Genomic DNA, 17,434 nt, shown 5'->3' with positions numbered 1-17,434 from the left:
GCGGGGCGGGGGGGGGGGGGGGGGCCGGGCTCGGGGGGGGGGCGGGGGGGGGGGCGGGGGGGCCCGGGCGCGCGCCGGGGGCCCGGGGGGGGGGGGGGGGGGGGGCCCGGGCGGGGGGCAGCACCGCCACTCCGGCGCCGGCGAGCACGAGCGGCAGGATCGACGCGCGGTGGGCGACCTCCGCGACGATCCGCACGTCCAGGTGCGCCGCGCGGATGTCGTCGACCACCTGGCGCATGAGGCTGCCGGGCGGCGAGGCGATCAGGTCCACCCCGGCCAGAGCGTCGACCGGCACGGGATCACCGGCCGGGACGCCGGCGCCGACGAGCACGAAGTCCTGCTCCTGCAACGGAAGGACCTCCAGCCCCGGCGGGCGCAGCACCCCGGGCGCCCCGACAAGCCCGAGCTCGCAGGCGCCCTGGCGAACCTGCTGCACGACCTCGTCGACGGTGAAGGCCGCGCCCGCTTCCACGGTGATCCCCGGGTGCCGCTCGGTGAACACACGGGTCAGGGTGCTCAACGGCTCGATCCCGGGCGAGGGCATCGTGACCAGTTCGACGCGGCCACGCTGGACGCCCTTCAACGACTCCATCGTCGCCTTCGCCGTGCGCAGGTCCCGCAGCACCTGCCGGGCCGGTCCGATCAGCTCGCCGCCGGCGTCGCTGAGCACCACCCGCCGCCCGACGCGGTGGAACAGCTTGACGCCCACCTCCCGCTCGAGACCGGCGATCGCCTGGGACAGCGACGGCTGCGCGATGTGCAGGGCCTGCGCGGCGCGGCCGAACCCGTCGTGGTCGACGATCGCCAGAAAGTACTCCAGCTGCCGCGCGTCCATCCTCAACTCCCAGCTCAGGGCCTTGCCATTGGTTGAGCCTATCAGTCGGGTAGCAAGGTTCTCTTGGACGCGGCGGCCGGCCGGGGGTCATGGTGGTGCGCGGTCGATCAGCGAGTCGAGGAGGACGGGATGGGCGAGGTCGTCGTGGCTCTCGATTCGTTCAAGGGGTCGCTGGGGGCGGCGCAGGCCACGGCCGCGCTCGCCCGCGGGCTGCGCCGGCACGCCGCGCGGCCGGCGGTGCACGAGCACCCCGTGGCCGACGGCGGCGAGGGCACTGTCGACGCCGCGATCGCCGCCGGTTTCACCCCGGCCGGGCTCACCGTCACGGGTCCCCTCGGTCAGCCGGTCGCCGCTCGCTACGCGCACCGTGGCGGGGTCGCGGTGGTCGAGCTGGCGGCGGCGTCGGGATTGCCGGACGCGCCGAGTCCCGCGACGGCGCTCGCCGCCTCCACGTTCGGCACCGGCGAGCTGATCGCGGCAGCTCTCGACGCGGGCCACCGGCAGGTGGTCGTCGGGCTCGGCGGCAGCGCGACGACCGACGGCGGAACCGGGCTCCTCGCCGCGCTCGGCGCCCGGTTGCTCGACGCGGCGGGACGCGAACTGACCGGCCGCACCTCCGCCCTGCCCGCGGTTGCGGCGATCGACCTGACCGGTCTGCACCGCGGGCTGCGCGACGCCGAGCTGGTCGTGGCCTGCGACGTCGACAACCCCCTGCTCGGGCCCGAGGGTGCGGCAGCGGTGTTCGGGCCGCAGAAGGGCGCCGACGAGGCGACGGTCGCCACGCTGGAGCGCGCGCTGAGCGCGTGGGCGCCGCTTCTGGAGGCGGCCACCGGAGTCGCCGCGGCGGACGCGCCGGGCGCGGGCGCCGCCGGCGGCGCGGGGTTCGCCCTGTTCACCCTGGGAGCGCGCCGCGTGCCCGGAATCGAACTCGTCCTGCGCCTGACCGGGTTGCCGGAGCGACTGCCCCGGGCCGATCTCGTGATCACCGGTGAGGGATCGCTGGACCGGCAGAGCCTGCGCGGAAAAGCGCCGCTGGGCGTGGCCGCCGCCGCTCGGCTGGCGGGGGTGCCTGCCTACGCGGTGGCCGGGCGCAGCCGGCTCACTCCCGCCGAAGTCACCGCCGCCGGGTTCGCGGGCGCGTTCACCCTCACCGATCTCGAACCGGACCCCGGCCGGTGCATGGCCGAGGCCGTCCCGCTGCTGGAACGCCTGGGCGAACAACTCGCCCGGCACGTGTTCGGCTGACTCCCCCACCCACACCGACGCGCAGGAGGATGCAATGACGCACGCCCCCGCGGCCCCGCCGCGCCGCCGCAAGCCCTGGTACCGGCAGCTCTACGTGCAGGTCCTGATCGCCATCGTCATCGGCATCGTCCTCGGGTGGCGTGCGCCCGGCCTGGGCGAGGCGATGCAGCCCATCGGCACCACCTTCATCGCCGCGATGAAGATGCTCATCGGCCCCATCGTGTTCCTCACCATCATCGGCGGCATCGCCGGCGTGGCGGATCTGAAGAAGGTCGGCCTCACCGGGCTGAAAGCGCTGACCTACTTCCAGGTCGGCACGATCGTCGCGCTGGTGTTCGGCCTGGTCGCGATCAACATCGTGCGGCTCGGCGACGGCGTCGACGCCGACCCGTCCACCCTGCACCCCACCGGCAACGCCGAACGCTACATCGAAACCGGCGAAACGCAGCACTGGTGGGAGTTCTTCACCCACCTGGTGCCGGACAGCTTCGTCGGTGCCTTCACCGACGGTGACATCCTGCAGATCATCTTCCTGGCCGTGCTGTTCGGCATCGCGATCAAGGCGATCGGCCCGCTCGGCGACCCGATCGTCACCGGCGTGAAGAGGCTCACCGAAGTCGTGTTCAAGGTGCTGAGCTTCGTGATGAAGGCCGCCCCGCTCGGCGCCTTCGGTGCGATGGCCTACGCCGTCGGCGCGTTCGGACTGTCCACACTGTCCAGTCTCGGCTCGCTGATCCTGCTGTTCTACGTCACCTCGATCCTGTTCGTGGTCGTCGTGCTCGGCGGCCTGCTGCGCGCCTACGTCGGGTTGAGCATCTTCCGGCTGTTCCGGTACCTGCGGGAGGAGTTCTTCCTCGTCCTCGGCACGTCGACCGCGGAGCCGGCCCTGCCCGGCCTGATGCGCAAACTGACGTTCCTCGGCGCGGACCGGTCCACCGTCGGCCTGGTGGTGCCGACCGGGTACAGCTTCAACCTCGACGGCGCGGCGATCTACCTGTCGCTGGCCGCGCTCTACATCGCGCAGGCCACCAACACGCCGCTGACCGTCCCCCAGCAGCTCGGGCTCCTCGCGGTCATGCTGCTGACGTCGAAGGGCGCGGCCGGCGTCGCAGGCGGCGGGTTCATCGCCCTCACGGCGACGCTGTCGACCATCGGCACCGTCCCCGCAGCCGGCATCATGCTGATCTTCGGCATCGACAAGTTCATGTCCGAATGCCGGGCCCTGGTGAACTTCTACGGCAACGCGGTGGCCACCCTGGTCATCGCCAAATGGGACCACAACCTCGACCTGGCCCGCGCCCGCGAGGTCCTCGGCGACCCCACCTCGGCAGACCGCGCCCTCGCCCCCGAACCGGCGACCACCCAGCCGGAGCCCGCCGACGGGACACCCTCCGGTGCAGCGCCCGCTCAGGCCGCGCACTGAACAGCGGGCGCGTCCGATGACCGCGGACGCCGGCGGGCCCGACATGCACCTCAACGTCACCATGCTGGCACCGGCCGGGAAGTCCTACGGTCCCGGTGCTGCGCCGGATCGCACCCCTCGCAGGGGCGCGACAAACAGCCCGAGCCGTGTGGTGTGCGGTCAGTACATCACCGCCTGCCGAAACTGAGCGTGAGCCGCACCTTGAGCCAGCGCCGCCGTGGTCAGCGCCGCGCAGGAAGCCGGCTCTTGACCTGGTAGTCGCGCAGCAAGCCGCGGCTGATGATCGTCTTCTGGATCTCGCTGGTGCCCTCGCCGATGAGCAGGAACGGCGCCTCCCGCATCAGGCGCTCGATCTCGTACTCCTTGCTGTAGCCGTAGCCACCGTGGATGCGGAACGCCTCCTGGGTGACCTCGGCGCAGTACTCGGAGGCGATGAGCTTCGCCATGCCCGCCGCCACGTCGTTGCGCTCGCCGGTGTCCTTCAGCCGCGCCGCGTTGACCATCATCAGGTGCGCCGCCTCGACCTTGGTGGCCATCTCCGCGAGCTTGAACGCGATGGCCTGGTGCTGGGCGATCGGCTTGCCGAACGTCCTGCGCTGCTGCGCGTACTCCACCGCCAGCTCGAACGCCCGGATCGCGATGCCGCACGCCCGCGCCGCCACGTTCACCCGGCCGACCTCGATGCCGTCCATCATGAACGCAAAACCCCTGCCCGGCGCCTCGCCGAGGACCTGCGAGGCGGGGATACGGAAGCCGTCGAACACCGCCTCGGTGGTGTCGACGCCCTTGTAGCCCATCTTGTCGATCTTGCCCGGGATGGTGAGCCCCGGCGCCACCTCGCCGAAGCCCTCCGGCTTCTCCACCAGGAACGTCGTCAGGTTCTGGTGGGCCTTCTCCGCGCCTTCGTCGGTGCGCACCAGCAACGCGATCAGGTTCGACGAGCCGCCGTTGGTCAGCCACATCTTCGACCCGTCGATGACGTAGTCTCCCCCGCCGGCTACGCCCCCACTGGCGGGGGTACCCCCATTCCCGTCCCGCCGCGCGCGGGTCTTGATCGCCGCCACGTCCGAGCCGAGGTCGGGCTCGGACATCGAGAACGAACCGCGGACCTCGCCCGCCGCCATCTTCGGCAGGTACTTCTGCTTCTGCTCCGGCGTGCCGTGCCGGGAGATCATGTGCGCCACGATGAAGTGCGTGTTGATGACACCCGACACGCTCATCCAGCCGCGCGCGATCTCCTCGACCACGAGCGCGTAGGTCAGCAGCGACTCGCCCAGCCCGCCGTACTCCTCCGGGATCGTGATCCCGAACAGGCCCATCTCCTTCATGCCCTCGACGATGTCCGCCGGGTAGGCGTCCGCGTGCTCCAGCTCCTGGGCGTGCGGGATGATCTCCTTGTCCACGAACGAGCGAACCGTGGACAGGATCTCCGACTGCACGTCGGTGAGACCGGCGGTCTGGGCCAGACGAGCCATGGTCAACTCCTCACTTTCGCGATGGCACGGGCGAACTCACGCATGGCTGGTTCCGGCACTGTGAAGTAGGTGAAGCCGTACCTCTCGCGGTGGCGCTCAAGGGTGTCGGCCATTTCCCCGGGCGGTCCGGAAAGGATGGTCGGCACCTCCGACAAGTCCCGGTCCGGCAGGTGGTCTTCGAATCGGCGCGCCCCGGCGGCCGCGCGGCGACGGTCACCGTCGGGCGCGACGGCGTGGATGAGGAGGTTGAGCTCGATGGCGCCGAAGCGGTCCGGCGCGGCGTCGCGAACGTGCGCGACCCGCTGAGCCAGTGCATCCGGGCCGAGAAAACGGAGGCTACCGGGGTTCGTCCCCGAGGTGGCGCCGCTGAAGGCGACGATGTCGGCGTGCTGGGCGGCCAGGCGCAGCACCCGGTTGCCGTTGCCCGCGATGGTCAGCGGCGGCATCGGATCCTGGACCGGCCGCGGTTGATGCCGCGAATCAGTGAGCAGGCTGCGCACCTCCCGCATTGTGCGTTCCAGGTGGTCGACACGGTGGCGCGCACCGGCCCAGGGCAGGCCGGCGGCGTCGAACTCGGCCTTGACGTAGCCCGCTCCCAGCGCGACTTCGAGGCGGCCGTCGACGAGTTGGTCGGTTCCGGCGAGGTCACGCGCGAGGAGTGCGGGGTTGTAGAAGCCGGCGTTCAGGACGAAGACGGCCAGCCGTGGTCGGGTTGTGATCTCGGCTGCCGATACGAGTGCCGGGAACGGGGCGGGGAGGCCGAGGTGATCGGGTACGGCGATGACGTCGTACCCGAGGTCCTCCGCTTCCCTGCACCGGGCTTGCCATGCGGTCCGCGACGACGGCGTGAGCAGGTTGATGCCGAACCGGAAGCCGCGCCCGGTCACCGGCCCGCCCGCCGGATCGCGTAGATGGAGTTCTCCCGGTCGGCGGCGACGAAAACGGTCCCGTCCGCACCGACCGCCACTCCCCCGGACCGGGCGTAGGGCTGGGTCAGGTGACCGACCGCGAGACCGTCGGCCAGCACCTGCTGCTCCCCGCGGCTGTTCACCGAAACCACGCGACGGCCACCGGCGTCGAGAACCACCGAGGATCCGTCGGGCGCGACGGCGACCGCCCGGGGCGCGCCGAGTCCCCGTGCGATCTCGGTGACCTCGCCAGACGTGGGATCGATCTGAAGCAGGCGTCCGCCGGTGGCTTCGGCCGCCAGGACGACGCCACGCGGAGTGAGGGCAAGACCAGCCGGGGCACCCAGATTTTCCGCCAGGACACGCGGTCGTCCATCGACGACGCGCAGAACCCGGCCGTTCGCGGGTTCGGACACCACGAGACTGCCGTCGGCGAGTTCGACGGCGTCGGAGGGGCTGTCGAGCCCGTGCACCTCGCCGGCCGGTTCTCCGGTCGCGCGGTCGAGGACCTGCACGGTGCCGATCAGTTCCGAGGTGAGCACGATGTGCTGGGCGGTGACACTGATGCCGGAGGGAAATTCCAGTTCCGAGGACAACCGGCGGGCGAGTTCGGTGACCACCCCGGTGCCCGGATCCACGGTGCGCAGCGCCGTGCTGTCGGCCACGTAGAGGGTGTTCCCCTCGAAGGCGATGTCCTGGGGAAAGGCGAGCGGGCTCGACGTCAGGGTCGTGAGCGCCCCGGTGCCGAGGTCGACTTCGGTGACGGCGCTGTCGGCCATGTTGCTGACGTAGGCGTGGTCCCGCGGGCCGATGACCATGTTGTCGGCACCGGCGGGCAGGGTGGCGACGATGTCCTTCGCCCCGGTGGCGGGGTCGATGCGGATGAGTTGCCCGGTCGCTCCGTCGAGCGCGTAGAGGCGGTCGCGGGAATCGAAGCGGACCGACACCGGCTGGCGGAATCCGGCAGCGACGGTACTGGCCACCCCGGTCCGCGGGTCGATGCGGGCCACCTGTCCGCGCTTGCCGAGCGGTCCGTAGATCATCCCGTCCGGGCCGAACGCGAACGCGTTGAGGGATCCGAGATCGCGGGCGACGAGCCGCGGCGCGACGCCGACCCGCGGGTCGATCTCCCAGAGCCCGTCGGCGAAGAAGGTCTGCCCGGCGTACAGGTGCTGCCGGGACCGGTCGAAGGCGATCGAGTTGACGCCGGGAAGGTTGTCCGCGACGGTCCGGATCCGCCCGTCGCGGTCACGGCCCTTCACCGCGCCGGCCAGCGGGTCGGTCCAGAATATCTCCCCCGACGGAGCGACGACGAGATCATCGGAGCGGCCGTCCCGCTGGGGCACGAGACTGTTGATCTGCCCGGTGGCCGGGTCGAGCGCGGAGATGGTCTCCCCGGCGAGGTTGGCGGTGAGGACACTGCCGTCCGGCGCGAGGGCCAGCCCGTTGATGGTGTGCATCGCGGTACCGGTGACAAGGCGTTCCAGGCGGTAACCCGAGGTGCTGTCGGCGGTCGCGCAGGACACCGTCGGGACGAGCGCGGCGACGAGCGCCGCGGTGATCACACGTCGATGGGTGAACAAGATCTTCTCCTCCGGCATCGGCGGGTCTCCGGGGCCGCGGGACCCCGGAGACTCGGCGGTTTCAGCGGTCGAGCTGGTCGGCGCTGGCGTAGACGGACTGGAACTCCAGGTAGTTGCCGAGCGCCTCGGGTCCGAGTTCACGGCCGATGCCGCTGCTCTTCATGCCGCCGAAGGGCGCGCCGAGGTCCTGCAGGTAGTAGTTCACGCCGATCGTTCCGGTCCGGACGCGCCGCGCGACGGCGAGTCCGCGTTCCTCGTCCGAGGTCCACACCGAACCGCCGAGCCCGTACTCGCTGTCGTTGGCGAGGCGGACTGCCTCGTCGTCGCCGTCGTAGGGCGTGACGGTGACGACCGGACCGAAGATCTCCTCCTGCGCTATCCGCTCGCGGTTGTCGACGTCGGCGAAGACCGTGGGCTGGACGAACCAGCCGCGGGACAGTCCGGGGGGACGTCCGCCGCCGGCCACGAGCCGGGCATCGGACCGGAGGCCGAGGTCGATGTAGCCGAGGACGCGGTCGAGCTGTGCCTTGCTGACCAGGGGGCCACAGGCGACGTCCGGGTCGAGCGGATCGCCGACGGTCACGTTCCCCGCGTACCGCGCGACGGCCTCCACCACCTCGTCGTAGCGCGAGCGGGGAGCGAGGATCCGGGACTGGACCGTGCAGGTCTGGCCGTTGTTCTGGAAGCAGGCGTTGTCCAGTCCGGCGACGAAGGTGTCCAGGTCCGCGTCGTCGAGCACGATCGCCGCGGACTTGCCGCCCAGTTCCAGGGTGCAGCGGCGGATCAGCCGCCCGCACTCGGCGCCGATGACCCGCCCGGCCGCGGTGGATCCGGTGAACGCGATCTTGTCCACCAGCGGGTGCGACACGAGGGCGGCGCCGGCCTCTCGGCCCGCGACGACGATGTTGAGCACGCCCGGCGGTAGCCCGGCCTCAGCGGCGGCATCCCCGAGCACGTACCCGTCGAGCGCGGTCTCCGGCGAGGGCTTGAGCACGACGGTGCAGCCCGCGGCGAGTGCGGGGGCGATCTTCATCATCGCGAGGACCTGCGGGTAGTTCCACGGCGTGATCGCTCCGACCACACCCACCGGCTGGCGACGGACCACAGTGGACCCGGACGGGCTCGGCCGCACCTCTTCCAGGGGCAGGGTCTCGGCCAGATCGGCGTACATGCGCAGGAGACCGGCCGGAGCATCGCCGTTGAACGCGTTCGACAAGGCGATCGGCATCCCGTTCTCGCGGCTGACCAGCACCGCGGTGTCCCCGGCACGGGCGGCCAATGCGTCGGCGAACCGGCGCATGACCGTGGCGCGTTCGGCGGCCGTGGCGCGGCCCCACGGGCCTTCGTCGAAGGCACGGCGAGCGGCCCGGACAGCGGCGTCGATGTCGGTCTCCGTGCCGAGGGCGGCGACGCCGAGTGGACGTTCGGTGGCCGCCTCCAGCGCGACCTGGGTCTCGGTTCCCCTCGGGGCCACCCACTGGCCGTCGATGTAGAACCGGGTCCGGTTCAAGTCGGTGGTCGATTCCGCCGTGACGCTCATCGTGCCTTCCTTTCGGTGTTCGGATCCGCCGGGGGCCCGATGACCCGCCGGTCGTGCAGGCCGCCGATCTCGGCGGCGGTCAGGCCGAGGACCTCGGCCAGGACGGCCTCGGTGTCCCGGCCGAGCTCCGCGCACTCGCCCGCGGGCCCGTGGTCGCCGTCGAACCGCAAGGGTGAACGGGCGGTGACAGCGGAGCCTCCACGCGGCAGGGTCAGATCGGCGAGCACCCGGTGTGCCCCTGCGCGGTGATCGGCGACGAGATCGGCCATGCCGCGGTACCGGCCCCACAGCACCCGCGCGGCGTCCAGCTCCTTGCCGACCTCGTCGAGATCGCGCGCGGCGAACCAGGGCCGGAGGATCGCCGCGATCGTCTCGCGCAGCCGGTAGCGTTCGGTCTCGTCACGCAGGTCCGCGCGCAACGCCTTCTCGAGTGCCTGGAAGACCTCGACGGTTCCGGTCGCACTCTGCAGGGCACGCCATTGGCCCTCGGTGAGCGCCACGACCATCACGCGCGAGCCGCCCCGGCAGGCGAAGTCGACGCCGAAGCTGCCGTACACATGGTTGCCGTGCCGCGGGCGCTCCCCTCCCCGGTCGGCGGCCTCGGACAGCCAGCCGAGGTTCGCCACCCCCGCGAGCGCGACATCGGACAGGGCCAGCTCGACGAACGCGCCCTCGCCGGTGCGGGCGCGCTGCTGCAGGGCGGCGAGAACCCCGGTGGCGACGCTGAGGCCGGCGATCAGGTCCCAGGCGGGGAGCACGTGGTTGACCGGGCCGGCGTGGTCCTCGCCGCCGGTGATCGACGGAACACCGGCTTCGGCGTTGACGGTGTAGTCGACCGCGGGCCTGCCGTCGGGGTGGCCCTGCACGCGCACGTGGATCAGATCGGGCCGTCGCGCGGCCAGCCGCTCGTGGGCCAGCCAAGGCCTGCCCACGACGTTGTCGATCAGGACGCCACGTCCGGTTCCGGATGCGGTGGCCAACGCCAGGACCAGCTCCTGACCTTCCCGGCTGCGCATGTCGACCGTGACCGAGCGCTTGCCCTTGTTGAGCGAAGCCCAGTAGTAGCTCTCCCCGCCGGGCGCCACCGGCCAGCGGAGGTGGTCACTTCCGCCACCGATCGGGTCGACGCGGATGACGTCGGCGCCGAGCTGGGCGAGGGTCAAGCCGCCCGTCGGACCCGCGACGAAGCTGGCGCACTCGACGACGTGCAGCCCAGCCAGTGGTCTGGTCGTGGTCATCGTTCTCCTCTGTTGCGGCCGGGCACGAGGACGGGGCGGCCGGTCACCCGGCGCTCGTCGAGGTCGGTGAAGGCGCGGGCGGCGTCGTCGAGCGGGTACGCCGTGACGACGGCCCGCACCCGGCCGTCGGCCAGCATGTCCATGGCATCGGCGAAGGTGGACATCGATGTGGAGCCCGATCCGGTGATCACGGCCTCCTTCGCGAAAACGAAGGCCGGGTGGACCCGCAGCGGCTCACCGGCGACCTGACCGGTCAGCACGTACCGTCCCGCGTGGGCCAGTGCGCGAAACGCCTGCCGGAAGACCGCCGGGTGCCCGGCGTTGTCCAGCACGACGTCGGCGCCGTGTCCGCCCGTGGCGTCGCACACCTCCTGCCAGGCCGAATCTCCCATGGCCACGACGTGTTCCGCGCCCAGGTCGAGCAGCCGCCCTGCCGCGCGGGCGTTGCCGGTGAGGGCGACCACCCGGGCGCCGAGAGCGTGCGCGACCTGCACCGCGTGCAGACCCAGGCCACCGCCCGCTCCGGTGACCAGCACGGTCTCCCCGGCCCGGACCCGCGCGATGCGGCGCAGTGCTTGCAGACCGGTTCCGACGGCACACGCGACGATCGCGGCCTCGGCGGGGTGCACCCCGGGTGGGATCGTCAGCAGCGAGGATTCGCGGAGCACGGCGTACTCCGCGAACCCGCCGTAGGTGAACGACCGCTGCGCGCACCGCAGCTCGTCACCGCCCGTGCACGGGCCGCAGCGTCCACAGGTGCGGAACTGCTTCGCAGCAACGAGATCGCCGAGGGCGAAGCGGGTGACCGCCGACCCGGCCGCCACGACCGTGCCGGCGATCTCGTGCCCGAGCACGGCCGGCAACGGGATCTTCAGCAACCCGGCACGGTCGGCCTGGTCGTGCCCGCACACCCCGCACGCGGCGACCTCGACGAGGACTTCGTCGTCGGCCGGTCGCGGTCGGCCGATGTCGGTGACTTCCACGGCCCCCGGGCCGGTCAGCACTGCGGCGCGCACGTTTCGATCACCTTGCCCGGGTTGAGGATTCCGTGCGGGTCGAGCGCCTGTTTCACCGCGTGGTGCAGGGCCAGCACCGGTGCCGCCAATTCCCGCCGGAGCCCGTCGCGTTTGAGCAACCCCACGCCGTGCTCGCCGGTCACGGTGCCCCCCAGCGCGATCGCCTCGTCGAGGATCGCCTCGAACGCATCCTCCGCGCGGGCCTCCGCGTCCGCATCGCCCACGCGGACGATCAGCAGCGGATGCAGGTTGCCGTCACCGGCGTGTGCGACGTTGGCGATGTGCACGTCGTGACGGCGTCCGATGTGCTCGATCTTCTCGAGCATGACCGGGACCGCGGCGCGCGGCACGCACACGTCCTCGGTGAGCACCGGGCCGAGCCGTTCGAGTGCGGGGTAGGCCAGCCGTCGCGCGGTGAACAGGGCTTCGGCTTCGTCCACATCGGACGAGACCGCGGCCCAGGTGGCTCCGGCGCCGGTGAAGCAGGCCAGCATCGTCTCGGCCTCCGCCTCACCCGCCTCGCCCGGCGCGTCGGTGCGGCCGAGCAGCACGGCGTCGGCCTCGGCCGACAGGCCCATGTTCTTCCAGGCGTCCACGGCCGCGAGGGTGTGCCGGTCGATCAGTTCCAGTGCCGACGGGACGAGCCCGGCCGCGCTCACCGCGGCGACAGCGCGGCCCGCGTCGGCGAGCGAAGCGAAAAAGCCGGCGACCGTGCGCTCGGGCCGGCGCGCGGGACGCAGCCGTACGGTGACCTCGGTGACCACACCGAGGGTGCCCTCGGAGCCCACCACCAGCCCGGTCAGGTCGTAGCCGGCGACCCCCTTGGCGGTGCGGCGGCCGAGGCGAACCAGTTCCCCGGTGCCCGTCACCACCTGCAAACCCAGCACGTAGTCGCGGGTCACCCCGTACTTGACGCAGCACAGCCCACCCGCGTTGGTGGCCACGTTGCCGCCGATGGTCGACCACGGCGCGCTCGCCGGGTCCGGCGGGTACCACAGACCGCGCTCCGCACAGGCCGCCCGCAGGTGGTCGTTGACCACCCCGGGTTCGACGACCGCGAGCCGCTCGGCGACGTCGATCTCCCGGATCGCGGTCATCTTCTCCGTGGACAGCACGATTCCGCCGTCGACAGCGTTCGCGCCGCCCGACAGACCGGTGCCCGCGCCGCGCGGCACGACGGGGACCTGATGCCGCACACACGCGCGCACCACCTGCTGGACCTCTTCTGCCGTATGCGGACGCACGACAGCGATCGGCTTGCCGTGCGGGGCCCACACTGCCTCGTCGTGGAGGTACCCGGCCGGGTCCTCCAGCAGCCGCCCGGCGGGCAGCGTCCGCCGCAACTCCTCCACCACGCTCACGACGCAGCACCGCCCTGGCCGCTCGCCTCGCGGAACTTGGCCATCCGCTCCGCGAGCTCGGCCCGGTACTGCTCGACGGTGGCGAGTTTGACGTGCTCGTAACCGCGGACGAGGTCGGGGAGCTCGGCCGTTTCGACCGCGAGGGCGTGGGTGTCCGGCTGGACGAACTGGGCGAGGTGCGCGGTGACCCGCTCGTACTCGGCGATCAGTTCGCGCTCCAGCCTGCGCATCGCGGTGTGGCCGAAGGGATCGAGCTTCGTCCCGCGCAGCCTCCGGGCGGCCATCAAACCGCGGAAGACCGGACGGAACCACGGTCCCAGCTCCAGCTTGCGGCGCATCCCCAGCGCCCGCAGGACTGGTGGATGCAGGCGGTAGGAGATGCGCGCGTCCGCGCCGAAGCGGGCGCGGATGGCGCGTTCGTTCGCGGGGTCGAGCGACAGCCGCGCGACCTCGTACTCGTCCTTGTAGGCCATGAGCTTGTACAAGTTGCGCGCGACGGCCTCGGTCAACGCGGTGGCGCCCGGTACGGCCGCGGCTTCGGCCCGGCGCACGCGCTCGACGTGCTCGACGTAACGGCGGGCGTAGCGGGTGTTCTGGTAGGCGATCAGGTCCGGCACCCGGATGCGCAGCAGCCGGGCGAGTTCACCGTTTTCGTCGGTGCAGACCGAGTCCAGCAGCACCTTCGCACTCGTGTCGAGGACGGGCGCTGGTTCGGGTTCGCCGCGCAGAGCGCGCACCGTCGCCTCGAATTCCGCGCGGCGCACCACGAACTGCCGTCCACGGCGGAAAGCCTGGATGTTGGCCTGCACCTTGGTGCCGCCCACGGTGATCGCTTCCTCGATCGCGGCGGCAGGGATCGGCAGGCCACCCAGCTGATAAGCCACCCCGGTGAGCAGGAGGTTGGCGAACTGGTCCTGGCCGAACAGCACCTCGGAGGCTTCCCGCGCGTCGAGCGCGGTCATCGTCGTGGCGTCGGTCGCCTCCCGGATGCGGTCGAGCAGCGCGTCCTCGCCGGGGAAGGCGACACTCGTGTCGGTGACCATGGCGCCTGTCGGCACGCGCGCCGTCGAGACCACGGCGATGGTGCGATCCGGATCGGCGACCGCCAGGTACCGCGGGTCTGCGGCCACGAGCACGTCCGCGCCGAGGTACAGGTCGCACTCCCCCGCGGCCGCCTTGTTGGCGCCGGCGTCGCCGATCTTGACGTCCGAAACCACCGCGCCGCCCTTTTGCGCGAGCCCGGTCTGGTCCAGCGAGCGGACGGGCAGGCCCGCGATGGCCGCGGCCGTGCCGAGGATCTGCGACAGGGTCACCACTCCCGAGCCGCCGACGCCGGTGATCCGCACGGTGAACCGGTCAGCCGGGACGGCCCGTGCGGGTTCGGGCAGCTCGGCCGGGATCGGATCCGCGACCGGCCGCCGCGCCCCGTCCGCGCCCGGGACCACGGTGAGGAACGACGGGCAGTCCCCGGCGAGGCAGGAGAAGTCCTTGTTGCACGAGGACTGGTCGATGCGGGTCTTGCGGCCGAACTCGGTGGGCACGGGCTGGACGGACAGGCAGTTCGACTTCGCACCGCAGTCACCGCAGCCCTCGCACACCCGCTCGTTGATGACCACACGTGCAGCGGGTTCCGGGGCGAGGCCGCGTTTGCGCTTGCGGCGCAGTTCGGTCGCGCATTCCTGGTCGTGGATCAGCAAGGTGACGCCGTCGACGCGGGCGAGCGTCTCCTGCGCCTCGGTGAGCCGGTCGCGGTGCCACACCTGGACACCTCGCGCGAGGCGGACGCGCCGGTAGCGACGGGGATCCTCGGTCGTGACGATGATCCGCCGCACGCCTTCGGCCTGCATCGCCCGCGTGATCTGCGGGATCGTGAGCACGCCCGCCGGCTGCTGGCCGCCGGTCATCGCGACCGCCGAGTTGTACAACAGCTTGTAGGTGATGTTGACGCCGGCGGCGACCGCGGCGCGGATGGCCAGGCTTCCGGAGTGGTGGAACGTGCCGTCGCCCAGGTTCTGCAACAGGTGGTCCCGGTCGACGAACGGGCTCATGCCCACCCACTGCGCGCCCTCGCCGCCCATCTGCGTCAGGCCCGTGATCTCCCCGCTCTGCTGCGGGCCGGTCATCAGCACCAGGCTGTGGCAGCCGATGCCGGCGCCGACCAGCGACCCGTCCGGCGCCTTCGTGGAGGTGTTGTGCGGGCAACCCGAGCAGAAGTACGGCGTGCGGGTGGCCAGCGGCAGGGAGATGGTCCGCCGCGGGGGCCGCCACGCCTCGATCGAGGGAAAGTCGCCGTGCGCCCGGAGCCGCACCGCCAGTGCCCCGGCGATGGTGTCGGGATCCAGTTCGCCGGCTGCCGGGATGAGGGCGGCGCCGTCCGGTCCGCGCTTGCCGCTGATCGCCGGCGCGTCCGGGCGGCCGTAGAGCAGATCCCTCAGGGCGGCTTCGATGAAGGACCGCTTCTCCTCCACCACGATGATCTCGCGCAGTCCCGTGGTGAACCGCTCGACGACCGTGGGCTCCAGCGGGTGCACCATCGCCAGGTGCAGCAGCCGCACGCCGCGGCGGGTCAGCTCGGCGTCGTCGAGTCCGAGGATGCCCAGCGCCTGCCGCACGTCGTGGAAGGTCTTGCCCGGAGCGACGATCCCGATCCTGGCGTCGCGACCGACGATCGTGTCGAGACCGTTGGCAGCTGCGTAACGGCGGGCGAGTTCGAGCCGGGCGCCGTCCCGGGTGCGTTCGAGCCGGCCGAGATCCGGCTGGAGCATCCTGGCGGTCATCTCGTGCGTGAACGGACGCCCGTCCACGACCGGATCCGGTGCCACCGGGCGAATCCGCTCGGGATGTACCCGGACCGGTCCGGCTCCGTCCGCGACGTTCGTGGCGATCTTGAGCCCGACCCACAGACCGCACACGCGGGACAGCGCGACGGCGTGCAGCCCCAGATCGAGCACGTCCTGCGGGTCGGCCGGGTACAGCGTCGGCATGCCGAGGTCGGCGAGCAGCAGCTCGGAGCTACCGGGCACGGTCGAGGACTTCGCCGCCGGGTCGTCGCCGACCAGCGCGAGCGCGCCGCCTGCCGGGTGGGTACCCATGAGGTTGTTGTGCCGGAGGGCATCTGAGGCACGGTCGAGGCCCGGGGACTTGCCGTACCAGTAACCCGTCACACCGTCGACCCGGCGGTGCGGTGAGGCCGCGGCGAGCTGTGCACCCTGCACCGCCGTCGCGGCCAGCTCCTCGTTGACCCCCGGGCGGAACACGACACCGTGCTCGGCCAGCAGCTCGTGCTGCCTGCCCAGTTCGAGGTCGTAGCCACCGAGTGGCGATCCTTCGTAACCGGACACGAAAGCCCTGGTCCGCATCCCCGCCCGGCGGTCAGCGCGGCGCGCGTCGACCGGCAGCCGGGCCAGCGCCTGCACGCCGGTCAGGTGGAGGAGCCCGTCGGTCACCAGGTAGCGGTCCTGGAGACGGCGGACGGCGGGGTCGGTCATGGCGTGGTTCCTCCGTGCGGCAGGGACAATGCGGGCGCGAGGTCCCGGAGCTGGCCGAGAACGGGCGCGAGGCCCTCGCCCGGTGCGGTCAGGGGGTGGATCGCGACGTGATCGGCGCCGGCGTCGAGATGCTCGCGGACCCGTGCCGCGACGGTGTCCGCGCCGCCCCAGGCGATCAGGGCGTCGACCAGCCGGTCGCTGCCCCCGCCGTCGAGATCGTCGTCGGTGAAGCCGAGAGCACGCAGGTGGTTCACGTAGTTGCGCAAGGCGAGCCGGGTGGCCACGTGTGCTCGTGCGATGGTGCGGGCACGCCCGGCGTCACGGTCGACGACCACCGCCTGCTCGGGCGCGAGCAGCGGCCCCGGTCCGAGGCGCTCCCGCGCCGTCGCCGTGTGCGAGGGCGGGACGAAGAACGAGTGCATGCCCTCCGCCCGGTCACGGGCCAGCTCCTGCATACGCGGCCGCAGCGCCGCCAGGACGCGGGGCACTGGCAGGTCCGGTCGCGGTCCCCGGTAGGGGGCGGCGTCCAGCGTGTCCAGGTACTCCCGCAGCGCCGTGCGAGGCCGGTCGTGTCCCCGCCCGCGCCCGGCCTCGGCGTGACTGGCGCCCAGGCCCAGCACGAAACGCCCCGGAAAGGCCTCGCCGAGGGTGTACGCGGCCGCAGCGGCGGCGATCGCGTCCCGAGCCCAGATGGTGGCGATGCCGGTGGCGACCGTGATCCGCGCGGTGGCGCCGAGCAGGAGCGCGGTGTGGGTGAAGACCTCCTTGTGCGCCGGTGATTCCCCGACCCACAAGGCGCCGTAGCCGAGAGCCTCGATGGCCGCGGCGGCGGAGGTGCCCAGCGCCGCGGGAACCTCGCCGAGTACCGACAGCCACACCCCGGCCGGCCCGATCCGGTTCGCCAGGTCGCGGCCGGAGCTCACGCCGGACCCCCGGGTCCGAACTCCGGCAGGAACACCGAGTCCCCGACCTCCCGGAACGACACCACGACCGGCTCACCGATCACCGGATCGGCCGCGCCCGTCCAGGTCGTGGTCAGGTTCGGCCCGCTGTCCAGGCGGATCTGCACCACGACGTAGGGCACCTCGTCACCGGCGAAATACCTCTTGTGGAACCGGACCCACGTGTGCACGCGGCCGGTCCCGGGGTCGGTCACCCAGCCGACGTCGGTGCTGAAATCGCGGGGGCAGACGGGCCCTGGCGGCCAGAACCGGTGCCCGCAGGAGCGGCATTCCGGGATGCGCAGTTCGCCCCGGGCCGCACCGTCGAGGTGCTCGACGTCCTCGGGGTAGCGGATGGGCAGTGGTCGTGCAGCGGTCATC

The 17,434-nt window shown here is 72.1% G+C and carries 13 protein-coding genes; 2 read left to right on the top strand and 11 right to left on the bottom strand.

What is annotated here, in order from left to right; all coding sequences use genetic code 11:
• Window positions 1-835 (bottom strand): LysR family transcriptional regulator (locus tag ACCP09_RS14965; protein WP_433747038.1); only part of this gene is annotated, 835 nt, incomplete at its 3' end.
• Window positions 836-964: 129 nt separating this feature from the next.
• Here ACCP09_RS14965 and ACCP09_RS14960 point away from each other — a divergent pair.
• Together ACCP09_RS14960 and dctA are read left to right on the top strand one after the other, a co-directional pair.
• On the top strand, window positions 965-2,080 hold the full coding sequence (locus ACCP09_RS14960; RefSeq protein WP_433747035.1) for a glycerate kinase family protein: 1,116 nt from the start codon (window positions 965-967) through the stop codon (window positions 2,078-2,080).
• A gap of 34 nt (window positions 2,081-2,114) precedes the next feature.
• A complete protein-coding gene (gene dctA, locus ACCP09_RS14955; RefSeq protein WP_123686488.1) occupies window positions 2,115-3,503 on the top strand; it encodes a C4-dicarboxylate transporter DctA in 1,389 nt (462 codons plus the stop codon).
• A gap of 221 nt (window positions 3,504-3,724) precedes the next feature.
• On the opposite strand, the gene ACCP09_RS14950 is transcribed toward dctA, so the two are convergent.
• From ACCP09_RS14950 to ACCP09_RS14905, 10 genes are read right to left on the bottom strand one after another with little or no spacing between them, the layout of a single operon-like run.
• A complete protein-coding gene (locus ACCP09_RS14950) occupies window positions 3,725-4,978 on the bottom strand; it encodes an acyl-CoA dehydrogenase family protein (protein WP_433747031.1) in 1,254 nt (417 codons plus the stop codon).
• A gap of 2 nt (window positions 4,979-4,980) precedes the next feature.
• Window positions 4,981-5,865, bottom strand: a complete 885-nt coding sequence (locus tag ACCP09_RS14945; protein ID WP_433747028.1) for a TIGR03621 family F420-dependent LLM class oxidoreductase — start codon at window positions 5,863-5,865, stop codon at window positions 4,981-4,983.
• Window positions 5,862-7,487, bottom strand: coding sequence for a PQQ-binding-like beta-propeller repeat protein (locus ACCP09_RS14940; protein ID WP_433747025.1), 1,626 nt, complete (start codon window positions 7,485-7,487; stop codon window positions 5,862-5,864). Before ACCP09_RS14940 ends, ACCP09_RS14945 begins: the two co-directional genes overlap by 4 nt.
• A gap of 43 nt (window positions 7,488-7,530) precedes the next feature.
• Window positions 7,531-9,009 (bottom strand): aldehyde dehydrogenase, encoded by a 1,479-nt coding sequence (locus ACCP09_RS14935; RefSeq protein WP_237338896.1) that lies wholly within the window; start codon window positions 9,007-9,009, stop codon window positions 7,531-7,533.
• Window positions 9,006-10,247 carry a CoA transferase gene (locus ACCP09_RS14930; protein ID WP_433747022.1) on the bottom strand — a complete coding sequence of 414 codons (1,242 nt, stop codon included), beginning with the start codon at window positions 10,245-10,247 and terminating at the stop codon, window positions 9,006-9,008. Before ACCP09_RS14930 ends, ACCP09_RS14935 begins: the two co-directional genes overlap by 4 nt.
• Complete coding sequence (locus tag ACCP09_RS14925) at window positions 10,244-11,263, bottom strand: alcohol dehydrogenase catalytic domain-containing protein (protein ID WP_433747019.1); 1,020 nt, start codon at window positions 11,261-11,263, stop codon at window positions 10,244-10,246. The genes ACCP09_RS14930 and ACCP09_RS14925 overlap by 4 nt, the downstream gene beginning before the upstream one ends.
• Window positions 11,245-12,624: an FAD-binding oxidoreductase gene (locus tag ACCP09_RS14920; RefSeq protein ID WP_433747017.1), complete on the bottom strand. Its 1,380-nt coding sequence runs from the start codon at window positions 12,622-12,624 to the stop codon at window positions 11,245-11,247. Before ACCP09_RS14920 ends, ACCP09_RS14925 begins: the two co-directional genes overlap by 19 nt.
• Window positions 12,621-16,112, bottom strand: coding sequence for an indolepyruvate ferredoxin oxidoreductase family protein (locus ACCP09_RS14915; protein WP_433747014.1), 3,492 nt, complete (start codon window positions 16,110-16,112; stop codon window positions 12,621-12,623). Before ACCP09_RS14915 ends, ACCP09_RS14920 begins: the two co-directional genes overlap by 4 nt.
• Window positions 16,109-17,035, bottom strand: a complete 927-nt coding sequence (locus ACCP09_RS14910; RefSeq protein ID WP_027929377.1) for a TIGR03620 family F420-dependent LLM class oxidoreductase — start codon at window positions 17,033-17,035, stop codon at window positions 16,109-16,111. The genes ACCP09_RS14915 and ACCP09_RS14910 overlap by 4 nt, the downstream gene beginning before the upstream one ends.
• Window positions 17,032-17,433, bottom strand: coding sequence for a Zn-ribbon domain-containing OB-fold protein (locus ACCP09_RS14905; RefSeq protein ID WP_051362554.1), 402 nt, complete (start codon window positions 17,431-17,433; stop codon window positions 17,032-17,034). Before ACCP09_RS14905 ends, ACCP09_RS14910 begins: the two co-directional genes overlap by 4 nt.
• Window position 17,434: the final 1 nt, after the last annotated feature.

The organism is Amycolatopsis sp. 3B14 (assembly GCF_050958625.1).
GTDB classification, from domain to species: Bacteria; Actinomycetota; Actinomycetes; order Mycobacteriales; family Pseudonocardiaceae; genus Amycolatopsis_E; species Amycolatopsis_E thermoflava.
This window is presented reverse-complemented; position numbering and strand designations above follow the sequence as displayed.

Bases quoted from the DNA above. Each gene is read 5' to 3' on its own strand.
- ACCP09_RS14960 (WP_433747035.1), top strand. From the start codon at position 965: ATGGGCGAGGTCGTCGTGGCTCTCGATTCGTTCAAGGGGTCGCTGGGG.
- dctA (WP_123686488.1), top strand. From the start codon at position 2,115: ATGACGCACGCCCCCGCGGCCCCGCCGCGCCGCCGCAAGCCCTGGTAC.
- ACCP09_RS14950 (WP_433747031.1), bottom strand. From the start codon at position 4,978: ATGGCTCGTCTGGCCCAGACCGCCGGTCTCACCGACGTGCAGTCGGAG.
- ACCP09_RS14940 (WP_433747025.1), bottom strand. From the start codon at position 7,487: ATGCCGGAGGAGAAGATCTTGTTCACCCATCGACGTGTGATCACCGCG.
- ACCP09_RS14935 (WP_237338896.1), bottom strand. From the start codon at position 9,009: ATGAGCGTCACGGCGGAATCGACCACCGACTTGAACCGGACCCGGTTC.
- ACCP09_RS14930 (WP_433747022.1), bottom strand. From the start codon at position 10,247: ATGACCACGACCAGACCACTGGCTGGGCTGCACGTCGTCGAGTGCGCC.
- ACCP09_RS14915 (WP_433747014.1), bottom strand. From the start codon at position 16,112: ATGACCGACCCCGCCGTCCGCCGTCTCCAGGACCGCTACCTGGTGACC.
- ACCP09_RS14905 (WP_051362554.1), bottom strand. From the start codon at position 17,433: ATGACCGCTGCACGACCACTGCCCATCCGCTACCCCGAGGACGTCGAG.